The organism is Novosphingobium sp. 550D (assembly GCF_057401885.1).
In genome coordinates, this window is record NZ_CM171613.1 from 1,404,513 (window position 1) to 1,417,299 (window position 12,787).

General features: G+C 63.0%; 13 protein-coding genes. 7 read left to right on the top strand and 6 right to left on the bottom strand.

The features are described from left to right. Nucleotides 1-73: 73 nt before the first annotated feature. A complete protein-coding gene (locus AC2S2E_RS06665; protein ID WP_486524564.1) occupies nucleotides 74-985 on the bottom strand; it encodes a LysR family transcriptional regulator in 912 nt (303 codons plus the stop codon). A 114-nt stretch (nucleotides 986-1,099) separates the two neighbouring features. On the opposite strand from AC2S2E_RS06665, the gene AC2S2E_RS06670 reads away from it, so the two are divergent. From AC2S2E_RS06670 to AC2S2E_RS06685, 4 genes are all read left to right on the top strand, one after another. Next, nucleotides 1,100-1,798, top strand: coding sequence for a pirin family protein (locus AC2S2E_RS06670; protein ID WP_486524204.1), 699 nt, complete (start codon nucleotides 1,100-1,102; stop codon nucleotides 1,796-1,798). 23 nt (nucleotides 1,799-1,821) lie between these two features. Next, the gene (locus AC2S2E_RS06675; RefSeq protein ID WP_486524206.1) at nucleotides 1,822-2,754 is read left to right on the top strand and encodes a pirin family protein; all 933 of its coding nucleotides are present in this window, start codon (nucleotides 1,822-1,824) and stop codon (nucleotides 2,752-2,754) included. 122 nt (nucleotides 2,755-2,876) lie between these two features. Then, complete coding sequence (locus AC2S2E_RS06680; RefSeq protein ID WP_476101243.1) at nucleotides 2,877-3,329, top strand: c-type cytochrome; 453 nt, start codon at nucleotides 2,877-2,879, stop codon at nucleotides 3,327-3,329. A gap of 70 nt (nucleotides 3,330-3,399) precedes the next feature. Continuing rightward, the gene (locus AC2S2E_RS06685; RefSeq protein ID WP_486524207.1) at nucleotides 3,400-4,110 is read left to right on the top strand and encodes a cytochrome b/b6 domain-containing protein; all 711 of its coding nucleotides are present in this window, start codon (nucleotides 3,400-3,402) and stop codon (nucleotides 4,108-4,110) included. Between the two features lie 3 nt (nucleotides 4,111-4,113). Here the strand turns inward: AC2S2E_RS06685 and AC2S2E_RS06690 are convergent, their stop codons facing one another. Continuing rightward, nucleotides 4,114-5,154: an aldo/keto reductase gene (locus tag AC2S2E_RS06690; protein ID WP_476101247.1), complete on the bottom strand. Its 1,041-nt coding sequence runs from the start codon at nucleotides 5,152-5,154 to the stop codon at nucleotides 4,114-4,116. 236 nt (nucleotides 5,155-5,390) lie between these two features. Here AC2S2E_RS06690 and cysK point away from each other — a divergent pair, with 236 nt between their 5' ends. The 3 genes from cysK to AC2S2E_RS06705 all read left to right on the top strand — a co-directional run bounded on the left by cysK (nucleotide 5,391) and on the right by AC2S2E_RS06705 (nucleotide 8,173). Continuing rightward, the gene (gene cysK / locus AC2S2E_RS06695) at nucleotides 5,391-6,311 is read left to right on the top strand and encodes a cysteine synthase A (RefSeq protein ID WP_486524209.1); all 921 of its coding nucleotides are present in this window, start codon (nucleotides 5,391-5,393) and stop codon (nucleotides 6,309-6,311) included. Nucleotides 6,312-6,318: 7 nt separating this feature from the next. Next, nucleotides 6,319-7,011: a glutamine amidotransferase gene (locus AC2S2E_RS06700; protein ID WP_486524210.1), complete on the top strand. Its 693-nt coding sequence runs from the start codon at nucleotides 6,319-6,321 to the stop codon at nucleotides 7,009-7,011. Nucleotides 7,012-7,336: 325 nt separating this feature from the next. Then, the gene (locus AC2S2E_RS06705) at nucleotides 7,337-8,173 is read left to right on the top strand and encodes a transcriptional regulator (RefSeq protein WP_486524211.1); all 837 of its coding nucleotides are present in this window, start codon (nucleotides 7,337-7,339) and stop codon (nucleotides 8,171-8,173) included. On the opposite strand, the gene AC2S2E_RS06710 is transcribed toward AC2S2E_RS06705, so the two are convergent. The 4 genes from AC2S2E_RS06710 to AC2S2E_RS06725 all read right to left on the bottom strand — a co-directional run bounded on the left by AC2S2E_RS06710 (nucleotide 8,151) and on the right by AC2S2E_RS06725 (nucleotide 12,615). After that, nucleotides 8,151-9,548 (bottom strand): hypothetical protein, encoded by a 1,398-nt coding sequence (locus tag AC2S2E_RS06710; protein WP_486524213.1) that lies wholly within the window; start codon nucleotides 9,546-9,548, stop codon nucleotides 8,151-8,153. The genes AC2S2E_RS06705 and AC2S2E_RS06710 overlap by 23 nt on opposite strands. An 82-nt stretch (nucleotides 9,549-9,630) precedes the next feature. Continuing rightward, nucleotides 9,631-10,338 (bottom strand): ABC transporter ATP-binding protein, encoded by a 708-nt coding sequence (locus tag AC2S2E_RS06715; protein WP_486524214.1) that lies wholly within the window; start codon nucleotides 10,336-10,338, stop codon nucleotides 9,631-9,633. Nucleotides 10,339-10,354: 16 nt separating this feature from the next. After that, nucleotides 10,355-11,605: an ABC transporter permease gene (locus tag AC2S2E_RS06720; protein WP_486524565.1), complete on the bottom strand. Its 1,251-nt coding sequence runs from the start codon at nucleotides 11,603-11,605 to the stop codon at nucleotides 10,355-10,357. Beyond that, nucleotides 11,605-12,615: an efflux RND transporter periplasmic adaptor subunit gene (locus tag AC2S2E_RS06725; protein WP_486524216.1), complete on the bottom strand. Its 1,011-nt coding sequence runs from the start codon at nucleotides 12,613-12,615 to the stop codon at nucleotides 11,605-11,607. The genes AC2S2E_RS06720 and AC2S2E_RS06725 overlap by 1 nt, the downstream gene beginning before the upstream one ends. Between the last annotated feature and the right edge of the window lie 172 nt (nucleotides 12,616-12,787).

Sequence of the window (12,787 nt, forward strand, 5' to 3'; positions counted from 1 at the left end):
CAACGCCGAACCCTTTGCGCAACGAAGACAGTAACGGGAGCGCGAGGGTCTAGACCCTCGCATCTAAACCCCTTCAATCCCTAGCCCACTCCGCCCCCGCCAATCGCTTGGCCAGAAAATCAATCAACGCGACCACCCGCGCCGGCCGCAACGTCCCCGGCGGCGTCACCAGATGCAGCGCGATATCGGGGATACGCCATTCGGGCAGAACCTCGACCAGCGCCCCGGTGGAAAGATGTTCCCAGACCATGAAGTCGGGCTGGAGCGCCATGCCCTTGCCCGCCAGCAGCGCGGGGGTGAGCGCATCGGCATTGTTGGCGCAGAGGCACCCTTCGACGGTGACGATATAGTCACCCTGACTGGCATGCGAAAACCGCCAGACCCCCGGCGTGGCAAGGTTGGAGTAGAGCAGCGCGGGCAGGGCGGCCAGATCGCGCGGATGTTGCGGCGCGCCATGGGCCTGCAAAAAACCGGGACTGGCCACCAGCGGTCGGCGGACCTTGCACAGGCGGCGGGCGCGCAGCGAGGAATCCTCCAACCCCGCGATGCGCAGCACCGCGTCATGTCCGCCCCCCACCACATCGACCAGCGCATCGGACAGGTCGAGATCGACATGAACCTGCGGGAATGCCGCCATGAATTCCGGCAGGATGGGCGCGACATGGCGCAGGCCAAAGCTCATCGGCACCGCAAGGCGCACAGTGCCGCGCGGGGTGAGCCCTTGCGCGCTGGCCTCGGCCTCGGCGGCCTCGCCATCGGACAGGATGCGGCGGGCGCGGTCCAGCACGCCCTTGCCGCTCTCGGTCAGCGCAAGGCGGCGCGAGGTGCGATGCAGCAGCGGCACGCCCAATCGCATTTCCAGCCGGGTCATCGCCTTGGACACGGTGGGCTTGGACAGGCCCAGGGCCTGCGCCGCCCCGGCAAACGATCCATGCTCGACCACCTTGGCAAAGATTGCCCATGCTTCAAGATCTGGCAGGCTGATGGGTAAAATCCTTTCATCGATGCTTTTCCATCATTGCCATTTCTTTGCATGGCGCAATCCCTATCTTGGCCCCAACAGCCGCGTATCCATACAGCGGCGCACTGGAGAAAGCCGATGATCGAACTTCGCCCCTTTGCTGGTCTGGGTCATGCCAATCATGGCTGGCTGGACGCCAATCACCACTTTTCCTTTGCCGATTATTACAACCCGGCGCGGATGGACTGGGGGGCCTTGCGCGTGTGGAACGATGACACGATCGCGCCCAAGTCGGGCTTTCCGCCGCACCCGCATCGCGACATGGAAATCATCACCTATGTCCGCACCGGGGCGATCACGCATAAGGACAGTTTGGGCAACACCGGCCGCACGGCGGCGGGCGACGTTCAGGTGATGAGCGCGGGATCGGGTATTACGCACGCCGAATATAACCTTGAGGATGAAGTCACCACCCTGTTCCAGATCTGGATCCAGCCCACCACCCGCGGCGGCCAGCCCAGCTGGGGCGCCAAGCAATTCCCGCGCGGCGAACGCGCCGGGCAAATGGTCGTGCTGGCCAGCGGTTACAAGGATGATGACGATGCCTTGCCGATCCGCACCGAAGGGCGCGTTCTGGGCGCGACGATCCGGGCGGGTGAAACGCTCGATTATCCGTTGGGCGCACAGCGAAAGGGCTATCTGGTTTCGGCCAGCGGGCGTATCGAGGTGAACGGCATTGCCGCCCAGCCCCGCGACGGCATCGCCATCGCCGACGAGGAATCCTTGCGCATCACCGCCTTGGACGATGCCGAAATCGTTCTGGTCGAAACCGCCTGACACCGCCCAAAAGGAGAGGCCCCATGACGACTTATCCCGAAGCCAGCCCCGTCGATATGCTGCCCGTTGAGATGGTGATCGTGCCCCCCCTGCGCGATCTGGGCGATGGGTTCAATGTCCGCCGCGCCTTGCCCAATGCGGGGCGGCGGATGGTGGGGCCTTTCATCTTCCTCGATCAGATGGGGCCGGCGGTGTTTACCCCGGATCAGGCGCTGGACGTGCGGCCCCACCCGCATATCGGCCTGGCGACGCTCACCTATCTTCTCGACGGGGCGATCATGCACAAGGACTCGCTGGGCAGCGAGCAGGTGATCGAACCGGGCGCGGTCAATTGGATGACGGCGGGGCAGGGCATCGTCCATTCCGAGCGGACCCCCGACGGCCTGCGCGGAAAGGAGGGCGGGCTTTTCGGGCTTCAGACGTGGCTGGCCTTGCCCACGGAGCATGAAGAAACCGCGCCCGAATTTCTGCATTACGAGGCGGGCAAATTGCCAGGCGATGGCGATACAGGCTTTGTCCTGTCGGTGATCGCGGGACAGATCGACGGGCTGACATCGCCGGTAAAGACGTTTTCCGATGTGCTGTGCGGCGATCTGGTGCTTTCGCCCGGAGGCCGATACCGTCTGGCGGCCGACCATATCGAACGCGCCGCCTATGTGGTGAACGGCGATGTCGTGGTCGAGGGGCAGGAAGGCAGCTTTGCCACCAGCCAGCTGATCATCTTCAAACCCGGCGCCGAAGTGGTGATCACCAGCGCGAACGGCGCCCGCATCTTCCTGATCGGCGGCGAACCTTTTGCCGAAAAGCGCTATGTTTACTGGAACTTCGTGTCCAGCCGCGCCGAGCGTATCGAACAGGCCAAACAGGATTGGCGCGAGGGCCGCTTTGGTCCGGTGCCGGGCGATGATGAATTCATCCCCCTGCCCGAGGACGTGCCCGGCGTGAAGCTGAAGTAGGAAGCATTTTTCAATACATTTGACGACATTCCGACACTTGACTTTGTGGTGGGCAAAAGCGACCCCTAAGGCTGGTCGGGGGCGGCTGGTTGCGCTGTGCCCGAATGAGATCGGGAGAATTTATGCGCAAGATTTCGATGATGATTGGCGCGCTGGCGCTGGGTGTGGCTGTTGCGGCGCAGGCGGCAACGCCTGCCCAGACGGTTGAAGCTCGTCAGAAGTCGCTCAAGGAAATTGGCAAGGCGATGAAGGGCGCGGGCGATTCGTTCAAGTCCGGCAATCCCGACGCCGCCGTCATCAAGGCCAGCGCCACCACCATTGCCGGTTATGCCGACAAGCTGGGCACCTGGTTTCCCAAGGGCACGGGCGCCGAAGCCGGTGTAAAGACCAGCGCCAAGGCTGAAATCTGGGGCGACCCGGCCGGCTTCAAGAAGGCCGCGATGGACTTCTCGGCTGCTGCCAAGGGTTTCAAGGCTGCTGCTGACACCGGCGATCTGGCCGCAGCGGGCAAGGCGATGGGCGCGCTGGGCGGCACCTGCAAGGGTTGCCATGAAAAGTTCAAGGCCAAGGACTGATCCTGAACCTTTGATGTGACATTCTGGGGCGCCCGGCCAAGGTCGGGCGCCTTTTTGATGGGGGTCCGACATGGATCAGAACAAGTCGCTGACTATCCGGCTGTGGGACTTGCCGGTGCGTCTGTTTCACTGGAGCGTGGTGCTGTTGGTGCCGGCGATGTGGGTCACGTATAAAGCGGGCAAGATGGACCTGCATATCAAGTTGGGGCTTGCGCTGGTGTTCATCGTGGGCTTTCGCATCTTGTGGGGCTTTCTGGGCGGCCAGACGGCGCGTTTCACCAGCTTCGTAAAGGGACCCGGCGCCATCCTTGCCTATCTGCGTAGCGGGCGCGGGTCTGATGGCGCTCCGGTGGTGGGCCATAATCCGCTGGGCGCGCTTTCGGTGCTGGGGCTGATCGGGCTGATGGCGGCACAGGTCACGCTGGGTCTGTTCGCCAGCGATACGGACGCTACCTATTCCGGCCCGCTCAATTATTGGGTGGATTCCGATCTGGCCGAAAAGCTGACCGATCTGCACGAGGTCGGGTTTAACCTGATCGTGCTGATGGTCATCATCCATCTGGGCGCGATCATCTTTTACTCCGTCGTCAAAAAGGAGCGGCTGGTGCCCCCGATGGTGACGGGCAAGAAGACCTATGACGAACCCGTGGCCCAACCGCGTCAGGCGCCCTTGTGGCGTTTGCTGATTGCTCTGGTCTTGGCCGGGGGCTTGGCGTGGTGGGTGTATAATGGCGGCCATTTTGTGCCACCCCCGCCCCCGGCTTACGACATTTCCTATTGATCCTTACGGACAGGGATCGGGATAGAGGTTATAGACCTCGTTGATCGCCGTCAGCGCTTCCTCCGGTAGGGGGGTGAGGCTGGCGGCGATGTCGGTTTTGAGCTGCTCGACGCTGGTCGCGCCGATGATCGAACTGGTGACGAAGGGGCGGCTGTAGACGAAGGCCAGCGCCAGTTGTTCGGGGCTAAGCCCAAAGGATTGCGCCACGGCGACATAGCGTGCGGCGGCCTGCTGCTGGTTAACGGTGAAATAGCGGGTGAACTGTTTGGCCACATCGACCCGCGATCCGGCCGGCACCACGCCGCCCAGATATTTGCCCGACAGATGCCCCGCGGCCAGCGGCGAATAGGCCAGCAAGCCCACGCCTTCACGCAGGGCAAATTCGGACAGGCCGACCTCGAACACGCGGTTCAAAAGGTTATAGGCATTCTGGATCGAGGCAACACGCGGCAGGCCCTTTTCACGGTGCAGGCGCAAGGCTTCGGACACGCCCCATGGCGTTTCGTTCGACACGCCAAAAGCGCGGATCTTGCCCGCCTTGACCAGATCCTCCAGCACGCTGATGCTTTCCTCCAGCGGCACGGCTTCGGGCGCGTCGGTGATCGCCTGCATCCCGCGTCCGCCGAACATCGGCACGCCCCGGTCGGGCCAGTGGAGTTGATAGAGGTCGAGGTAATCGGTCTGCAGCCGCTTCAGGCTGTCGTTGATCGCTTCCTCGATATTGCGCCGGTCGAGCCGGTTGCCCCCGCGCAAGGGGAAGAAACGCGAGGGGCCGGACACTTTGCTGGCCAGAATGATCTTGTCGCGATTGCCGGATTGGCCGATCCACGTGCCCAGATATTCTTCCGTGCGGCCAAAGGTTTCCGCGCGCGTCGGGGTGACGGGGTACATTTCGGCGGTGTCGATGAAATTGATGCCGTGGTCGAGCGCGACCGCGATCTGTTCATGGGCCTGCGCCTCGGTATTTTGTGAACCAAAGGTCATGGTGCCAAGGCAAACGGCGCTGACCGAGAGGCCAGTGGTGCCAAGCGGGCGATAATCCATGCAAAATTTTCCTGATCGGGGGGGATGGAGAGGAAAGCGCAGCCAGAGCGGCCACGCGACCCATAGGTAGGGTGTGTAAAGCGGTTCATCCAGAGGGACAAAGCACGAATTGTGCGCCCAGAAGAAAACTCTACTGGATTACTTGTCATTGAGGATTAATCTGAACGGGTTCATGGCTGAGAGGCCAGATGATCAGGCGCGCACGACTGCGCCGGAATAGAGGAAAGGCAAGACCGATGAAGGCCGATTCGATTCTCGCAACCATTGGCGGCACGCCGCATGTGCGCCTGTCGCGCCTGTTCCCCGACCACGAGGTTTGGGTCAAGAGCGAGCGCGGCAATCCCGGCGGTTCGATCAAGGACCGCATCGCTCTGGCCATGATCGAGGCGGCAGAGGCCGATGGCACGTTGCAGCCCGGCGGCACGATCATCGAGCCGACCAGCGGCAACACCGGCATCGGCCTTGCGCTGGTCGCGGCGGTCAAAGGCTACAAGCTGATCCTAGTTATGCCCGAAAGCATGAGCATCGAGCGCCGCCGCCTGATGCTGGCCTATGGCGCGTCGTTTGACCTGACCCCGCGTGAAAAGGGCATGAAGGGCGCGATCGAGCGCGCCAAGGAACTGGCCGCCGAAACGCCGGGCGCGTGGATCCCGCAGCAGTTTGAAAATGGCGCCAACCCCGCCGTCCACGCCCGCACCACCGCGCAGGAAATCCTGAGCGATTTTGCCGATACGCCGATTGACGTAGTGATCACCGGCGTTGGCACCGGCGGCCACCTGACGGGCGTTGCCGAGGCGCTCAAGCCTGTGTGGCCGGGGCTGAAGGCCTATGCGGTCGAACCCACGCTCTCGCCCGTCATCAGCGGCGGCCAGCCCGCGCCCCACCCGATTCAGGGCATTGGCGCAGGTTTCATCCCGGCCAACCTGCACACCGCATCCATCGACGGCGTGATCCAGGTCGATCCGGCCGACGCCAAGGAATGGGCGCGCCGCTCGGCCCGCGAGGAAGGCCTGCTGGTCGGCATTTCCAGCGGGGCAACGCTGGCCGCCATCGCGCAAAAGCTCAAGGAACTGCCCGCGGGCAGCCGCGTCCTTGGCTTCAACTATGACACCGGAGAGCGCTATCTCTCGGTGCCGGACTTCCTGCCCGAACCGTAAGAGTGCGATGAAGAAAGCCCTGATCATCCGCCACGTCCCTTATGAGGGCGTGGCGGGATACCGAGCCCCGATCGAGGCGGCGGGATATGAAGTGGACCGCATCGATGTGGCCGATCCCGCCTTCGCCTCGCTGGACCTGCGCGAACCCGATCTGTTGATCATGATGGGCGGCCCGATGGGCGTCTATGAACAGGATCAGCACCCATGGATCCGGTGCCAGATGCGCCGCCTTGCCATGCGGCTGGAGGCGGATCGGCCCACATTGGGCGTCTGTTTCGGGGCGCAGATGATGGCGGCGGCCCTTGGCGCAGAGGTCTATCCCGGCCCGCGCAAGGAGGTGGGCTTTCACCCCGTCCACGTCCACGCCAAGGACAGCCCGCTGCGCCATATCGAGGGCGTCCCCGTCCTCCACTGGCACGGTGACACGTTCACTCGCCCCGAAGGCGTCGAAATGTTGGCCGCCAGCCATGTCTATGATCATCAGGCGTTCCGGCGCGGGCGCAACATCCTGGCGCTGCAATTCCACGCCGAAATGGGCATGGACCCGCGTTTTGACGCATGGATCGAACAATGGCCCGAAAGCGTCATCGAGGCGGGCGGGACCGAGGCCGATCTGCGCGCCGCCCATGCCCAGCTGGGGCCCAAGGCGGTCGCGGCGGGGCAGGCGATGATTGCGGAATGGCTGGAGGGGGTTAGTTAGCGCTGGGTTTCAGGTTGCCTCCGGCGGGCAAAGGGCGGGGGCCCTTTGCAATCCCGTTATGGGGTGGTGCTTCGTCGGCGGAGGGGCGTTTTGAACTATGGTTTGGAAAGCCTGCGGCGCGGATACCGTGCGTAAAAAGCGCCGCAGGCTTTAAAACCTCAACCTCGCGTCCGATATAAAACGCTGAACTCCTTGCGCAACGCAGACAGTAACGGGAGCGCGAGGGTCTAGACCCTCGCATCCCAACCCCTTCATCCCCCCTTGTTAGCCATTCCTTGGCATTCTGCGCCTACATAGGCGGGAAATCCCAAGGGAATCATGGCTGATGTCTTATTTGCCGCCGCGTGCGTTCGAAACTTTTGCCGCCAATTATCCCGAAGTGCCCCATGTGATGGAGCACAATCTGTGCGGTCATCCATTGATGGAGCTGGAATCGCTGGCGCAATTGATCGAGCGTTTGCCGGTCAAGAATGTCGAATATGCCTATGGCAAGCAGCCGATAGGCATTACGGGCAAGCCGCCGGTTCCCACCATCAGCGCGGCCGATGCGGTGCGCCAGATCGACAGCGCGGGCTGCTGGGTCGCGATCAAGCATCTGGAGGAGGACGAGACCTATCGGGCCTTGCTGCTGGACGTGATTGCCGAATTGGAAGGGGCGATTACCAGCAAGACCGGCAAGGTCTATCATCCGCAGGGTTTTGTGTTTGTGTCATCGCCCGATGCGGTGACGCCCTATCACTTTGACCCGGAACACAATATCCTGATGCAGATCCGGGGCAACAAGGTGATGACCCAGTTCCCCGCCGCCGAGGAAGCCTATTCACCCGCCCGCGTGCATGAAATCTATCACACCGGCGGCGGGCGTGAATTGAAATGGAGCGATGACCTGCTGGCGGGCGGTCTTGAATTTCCGCTTTCGCCCGGACAGGGTTTGATGGTGCCGGTGATGGCGCCGCATTTCGTGAAAAACGGGCCGGAGGTGTCGGTCTCGCTCTCGATCACATGGCGCTCGGAATGGTCCTATGACGAGGCCGCCGCCCATGCCTTTAACGGCGTGCTGCGCGGCATGGGCCTCAATCCCAGGCGCCCCGGCCGCTGGCCCGAACAGAACAAGGCCAAGGCGCTGGGGTGGCGGGCGATCAAGCGGCTTGGGCTGAAGTAAGCCCGCGCCCGCCCAGCACCTCGCGGGCCAGCGGAGCCAGCACATAGAGCGCGCCAGCCAGCATCAGCACGCTGTCGAGCAGGCCATTGGAATAGGTTCCCGCCAAGGGCGACATCACCAGCACGGTGACAATCAGCAGCGGCATGCGTGTATCGCCCTGCTGCGGCGCCTCGCGTTCCATATCAACGACCAAAAGCGCCACTACCGCGACAAAGGCCACAATGTGGTAATAGGAATAGACCGGCACAAACATCGCGGGCAGAGCGGTCAGCAGAAACACCAGCGCCGGAACGCCGATCCTGCGGCTCCACGCCCCCCAAACCGCCAGTGACAGCGCCGCCGCCCCGCACAGTTCCAGCGCCTGTGCCACGCCATCGCTATAGCGTGGACGCACGTCCAACAGCATCAAAGCTGCCTTGGCCCACATGAAGATCGAGGCATTCCATTCATCGCCCATGTCCGAAACGATATAGCGATAATGATAGATCCGCAGGCCGCGCTGAACATTGTCCAGCGTATAGAGCGGATAGAGCGCATGGACGATGGGAAAGGCAATGGCGGCGATGGCCACGCTGATGGCGCCGGGAATGGCCATGCGCGAAAAGCGTGTCCAGAACGATCCGGCCCCCAGCAATTCGATCATCACCAGCAGCGCCGGTTCGGGCCGCAGATTGACCGAGAGCGCCAGCATCACCCAACCCGCCCAGCGATTGCGCCCCGAAATGGCCGTGGCCAGCCAGCCCAGCGTCAGCAGCCCCGAATAACCCCCCGCCAGATTACCGCGAGAGAGCATCCAGAGCACCGGATAGCAACCCAGCGCGGCAAAGGTGATAAACCATCCACATGCGCGTGACGCCCCGAAATGCGCCCGTGCCATGCGGGCCACACCCCAGCCGCCCAGCCCATAGGCGCCCCAGAACACGGCCATCGCCACCAGCGGATTGGTCGCCGCGATCAGATGGGCACAGGACAGGTAGAGCAGGCTGGCAAAGGGCGGCAGATGGAGGTTGGTGACCTCTGCCTCGGTTTCGGGCATCGCCATGTTATGGGCCGAAAGGTCATAGGGATTGTCCAGCAGATAGAGCCGGAAAATATGAGGCCAGTGGTCGAGATAGGCCTTGCTGGCCAGAGTTTCGGTGAAAACATGGCTATAGCTGAGCGCGACCTTGATGAAATCGGCATAGCGATCATTGGCCGGAAAGAACATTGAGGTCGTATCGCCGCTGAAGGCCGCCCACATATCGTCGAACAATCCGCGCAGGGCCAGAATCCCGACCATCACCATCAGCAATCGCCATGGGCGATAGAGCTTGTGGGCAAGGACCAGATTTTCGATCCGCTCGTAAATGGAGGATCGGGCGGGGCCATGCGGCATGATGTTTCTCCAAAGGAAAACCACTTTCGCGGTTTCACTATGGCGTAATACCTGCCCATTTCTGAAGAATTTCAGAAAAATTTCACACGCTGGGCGTGATTTTCTGCTCGCGCACCTCAATAACCCGTCCATCCAGCATGGACACGCGAATATCGGCCAGATCGGCAATACCCATGTCATGCGTCACGCAAACCACCGCGCGCCCCTGTTCATGAGCCAAGCGGCGGAACAGGTCGACCACGCGTGCGGAATTGACGCTGTCCAGATTGCCGGTGGGTTCATCGCCCAGAACAAGGCGCGGATTGTTGGCCAGAGCGCGGGCGATGGCCACGCGCTGTCTTTCCCCGCCCGACAGTTTCTCGGGCAATTTCCACCCCTTTTCCTCCAGCCCGACATCGGCCAGCAGGCTGCGCGCCCGCGCCTCTATTTCGCGCCCCGACAGGCGGCCCAACCGGCGCAGCGGCAGCATGACATTTTCCAGAGCCGTGAATTCGGGCAGCAGAAAGTGGAATTGAAAGACAAAGCCGAAATGTTCGAGCCGGATCGCGGCGCGTTCATCCCCCGACATTTTCGCCAGATCGCGCCCATCGAACAGCAATTGCCCGTCACTGGGCCGGTCGATCAGGCCCAGGAGATAGAGCAGCGAGGATTTGCCGCAGCCCGACGGCCCGACAATCGCGGTAAACCGCCCCGGCATCACCGCCAGATCCGCATCCGCCACCAGCACCGCGGGAGGATCGCCGGGCAATTCGCGCCGCAAATGCCGCGCCACCAGAACGGGTTCGCCCATCACACCGCCCCCCTCATCACACCGCACCGCGCAGAATATCGACCGGATCAACCCGCGACGCTTTGCGCGCCGGCAACCACGCCGCCAACACCCCCGCCGCCAAAGACGCCGCCGCCGCAATCGCATATTGCCGCGCCGAGCGGTCGAGCGGGATATGCTGGACCTCGCCGCCGATGGAGAAATCCAGACTGCCCAATATGTTCATCAATCCCCAGCCCAGCGCCCAGCCCAGCACAATGCCGATCACCGCCAGCGCCATGCCCTCAATCACAAAGACCATTTGCAGATCGCCCTGCGAAAAACCCATCGAGCGCAGGATGGCAATGTCGCGGCGTTTGTCGGCCACGCTGTTCGAGACGGCCGTGTAAATGCCGAAAGAGGCCACCAGCAGGATCGCCGAGACCACCGTATACATGATCATATTGCGCGTCAGCAGCAGCGAGAGAAAGTCCGCGCTGCGCTCCTGCCAGCTTTGCGCCTTGTAGCGATAGCGCGCCTCCAGATCCGCCGCGACCGCTTCGGCGGCATAGGGATCGGCCAGTTTCACCCCGATACGGTTGATGATGAAAGGCCGCCCCAACAGGCTCTGCGCCTCGCGCAGCAGCATATAGCCGTTTGACCCGCCCAACTGGCTGTTGCCCTTTTTGATCAGGCCGACGATGCGCAAGGACCGCGTTGTGCCATTGGCGGCGGTGGCGGGCACGATGTCGCCCAACCCGCGCCCCAGCCTTTGCGCCAGTTCCTCGCCAATGATCACGCCGCCCTGTATGCGTTCCAGATCCTCCAGATGGCCGCTGCGCAACTTGTCGGCGATGGAACTGACCTTGGATTCCACCCCCGGTTCGACGCCCACCACGGCCAGCGGTTCATCCCGCCCGCCCAGCCGCAACGTTACCGCGCCCGACAGGCTGGGCGATCCCACTGCGCCGGGGATGGCATTGACGCTGGAAAGGATCTTTTGCCAGTCCTTCAGGCCGCGCACCTCATTGCGGATACGATAACCGTGCAATTCGACCGCCCCGCCCGGATAGGCCGCGATGCCGGGTTGGGGCGGGGGGCTGCGCAATTCGTCAGAGATGATGATATGAGGCGCGACATCGATCAATTGGCGTACAAAGTCATTCTGGCTGCCCACCATCAGCGCGGATACGGCCAGGAAAAAGCCCACGCCCACCGCCACCCCGCTGGTGGCCACCAGCGTTTGCCGCCGCCGCACCAGCAAATGGCGCGAGGCAATGTGGATAAGCAGACCCGCCCGCGCAAACATCACGGATTGGCCGGGCGCAGGCGCTGGCCCGCTTTCAGATCAGCGGGCGGGTTGAGGATGACCGTTTCCCCCACGCGCAGCCCTTGGGCGATTTCGACCGTGTCGGTGCCGCTGGCGCCCTTGGCGATGGGGCGCATGACGGCGCGGCCCTGCGCCACGGCCCACACATGCTTGCCGTCGCCCGACAGGGCGTTGGCTGGAATCAGCACCGCCCCTTTGCGCTCACGGGTGATGATATTGACCTCCAGCGTCAGCCCCATGGGCAAAGGCGTCGGATCATCGGGCAACAATCGCACGCGAAAGGCGCGGGTGGTCGGGTCGCCGCCGGGCGTCACCTCGGCCACATGGGCGCGCACCGCCCGCCCCGGCAAAGCGTCAGAGGACATCAGCGCCTTTTGCCCCACCAGAACCCGCGTGATGTCGCGTTCATCGACCGTCGCGGTGATGCGGATGCGCGCCGGATCGCCCAATTGCATCAATACTTTGGTCGGCGTGGCCAGATCGCCGGGATAGACATCGCGCTTGGTCACGATGCCGTCCGAATTGGCCCGCACGACCAATTGGTCCAACCGCGCGCGGGCGGTCGCGCTGGCCGCGCGGGCGGCGTCGGCGGCGGTGGTGGCGTTGTCGCGGGCCGCCGCCGTCACCCAACCGTCGCGGAACAGGGCAAGGTTGCGTTTCTCCACCACCTCGGCGCTGCGCTGTTGGGCACGGGCCTGTTCCAGCAGCCCTTGCTGTTCATCGGAGGAGAGCAGGATCAGCGCTTGGCCGCGTTTTACCGCATCGCCTTCCTCGACCAGAATGCGGGCGACCGGCGCGGTGATGCGCGATGACACCGAAACCGGTTGCTGCGCCTCGACATAGCCGGTGGCATAGACCTGTTCAGAGGCCGGGCCAGAGCGCGCCTGCGCCACCTGCACCGCCATGGGCCGATCGTGCCAATAGACATAACCGCCGGCCCCACCGGCCAGCACCAGAACCAAGCCTGCGACGTAACGCGCCTTTGCCACCCGTCTCGCCTCCTGTCAGGTCCGTTGCGGGGCCTTTGCCGCAACAGGGGTGCCTGCGTCTTTGCCAAGTGTCAATTTGCGCCGAAAGAAACGCGAAATCCCTTCGCCTCTTATCCTTAAGTCTTATAGCAACTGTGCCTACGGCGCTTGGCCATAACGCCAAGTGGGGTTA